Source organism: Psychrobacillus sp. (genome assembly GCF_056205495.1).
Window position 1 is genome coordinate 1 of the sequence record NZ_JBAEAP010000027.1, and the last position, 1,932, is coordinate 1,932.

The 1,932-nt window shown below is 37.0% G+C and carries 2 protein-coding genes; both read right to left on the reverse strand.

The features are described 5' to 3' along the window. Positions 1-1,076: tRNA (N(6)-L-threonylcarbamoyladenosine(37)-C(2))-methylthiotransferase MtaB (gene mtaB / locus AC06OU_RS00720; protein ID WP_475853436.1), on the reverse strand; the 1,076-nt coding region annotated here is incomplete at its 3' end. A gap of 15 nt (positions 1,077-1,091) precedes the next feature. Continuing rightward, positions 1,092-1,832 (reverse strand): 16S rRNA (uracil(1498)-N(3))-methyltransferase, encoded by a 741-nt coding sequence (locus AC06OU_RS00725; RefSeq protein WP_298472890.1) that lies wholly within the window; start codon positions 1,830-1,832, stop codon positions 1,092-1,094. Positions 1,833-1,932: the final 100 nt, after the last annotated feature.

The following is a 1,932-nucleotide window of genomic DNA, read 5'->3' on the forward strand; positions in this document are numbered from 1 at the left end:
AGTCTGTGTACTCGTTCGTTTTTAATTTCTTCATCCACTTGATCTTCCATTCTAGCGGCAGGGGTACCTGTACGTTTTGAGTAAGGGAAAACATGTAGTTCAGAGAATCTTTGATCACGAATAAAGCTATAGGTTTCCATAAACTCTTCTTCTGTCTCTCCTGGAAATCCTACAATTACATCTGATGTAATCGCCAAATCAGGAAGTGCATCTCTTAAACGGTCTAAGCGATTAGCAAAAAATTCCATTGTATATTTTCTACGCATTCTTTTTAGTACAGTATCAGAGCCTGACTGAATTGGGATGTGTAAATGTCTTACAACTATATTCGATTGCTTTAAAACATCGATAACTTCATCTGATAGCTGACTAGCTTCTATTGAACTAATTCGAAGACGTTTAAGTCCCTTTACATTTGTTTCAATATCTCTTAATAGTTGAGCAAGATTATAATCCTTTAAATCTTCTCCGTATCCACCAGTATGTATACCAGTCAAGACGATTTCTAGATAACCAGCATCGACTAACTGTTGTGCTTGTCTCACTACTTCTTGTGGGTCTCGGGATCTCATCAAGCCACGTGCCCAAGGAATGATACAAAAAGTACAGAAATTGTTACATCCTTCTTGTATTTTAAGAGAAGCACGTGTACGGTCAGTAAAAGCAGGTACATCCAGCTCTTCATATACACGATTTTTCATAATGTTTCCTACCGCATTAATAGGCTTACGCTCCATTTTATATTGTTCAATGTAACCAAGCATTTTTGTACGCTCTTGGGTACCAACGACAATATCAACGCCAGGAATCGCCATTATTTCTGCAGGAGAGGTTTGTGCGTAACAGCCTGTAACACAAATAACAGCATCAGGGTTTTGACGAATAGCTCTTCGTATAACCTGTCTACTCTTTTTATCACCAGTATTTGTTACAGTACATGTATTAATTACATAAACGTCTGATTTTTTTTCAAAGTCTGTACGTTCATAACCATTTTCTTTAAATAGTTGCCAAATGGCCTCTGTTTCATAATGGTTTACCTTACAGCCTAATGTATGGAATGCAACGGATGACATATCCTTACACCTCTTTCATTCATATTCATAGGAAATAGCAGCAAGCGCATACAACGGCGCAGTTTCAGTTCTTAATATTCTAGGACCAAGTGCAATGGGTTGAAAATCATTGTCTAAAAGTTGCTTAACCTCATGTCTATCTAGTCCACCTTCCGGACCAAAAACAATCAGTATCGATTGTTTATCATACACCTTTTTTAATTGGTCAGCAAACTTTTGTCGCTCAGTTAATTTTGCATCCTCTTCATCAGCAACAAATTTAACGTCATATTGCTTAGAGACTTCTATTAGGTCTTTCAAGCTCTTAGGACTATGTATGTGAGGAATAGATGAGCGATGGGACTGTTCCGCCGCTTCTTTTGCAATCTTTTGCAGTCTTGCTATTTTTTTCTCGTTTTTTTGCTTGTCCCATTTCACGATAGAGCGCTTTGCTTCAAAAGGAAAGAGGGAGTGCATACCAAGTTCAGTGGCCTTCTGTGTGATTAGTTCTAGTTTGTCACCCTTTGGTAATCCACAGGCAATAGAAACTTTAATTGGCATTTCATTTGTTTTTAATACTTTTTCTTTTGTTTCTAAAATGACTTCTTTGCTAGTTCCAGAAAGAATAGTCATAATATACGTTTCTTTAGCGGCTACTATATACACTTCATCACCAGGTGACATGCGCATCACTTGAATCATATGATGCGCATCGTCTCCAAGTATTTTTATAGTAGAATTCTCATCTAACGGTTTTTCTGTAAAATAACGTTGCAAGACAACTACTCCTTTACTTAACAGGCTTTCTTGAAATGATAGTTACCCAATCTTCCATCATCATTATTTCATCTATTTCAACACCTATTATTCTCAAGCT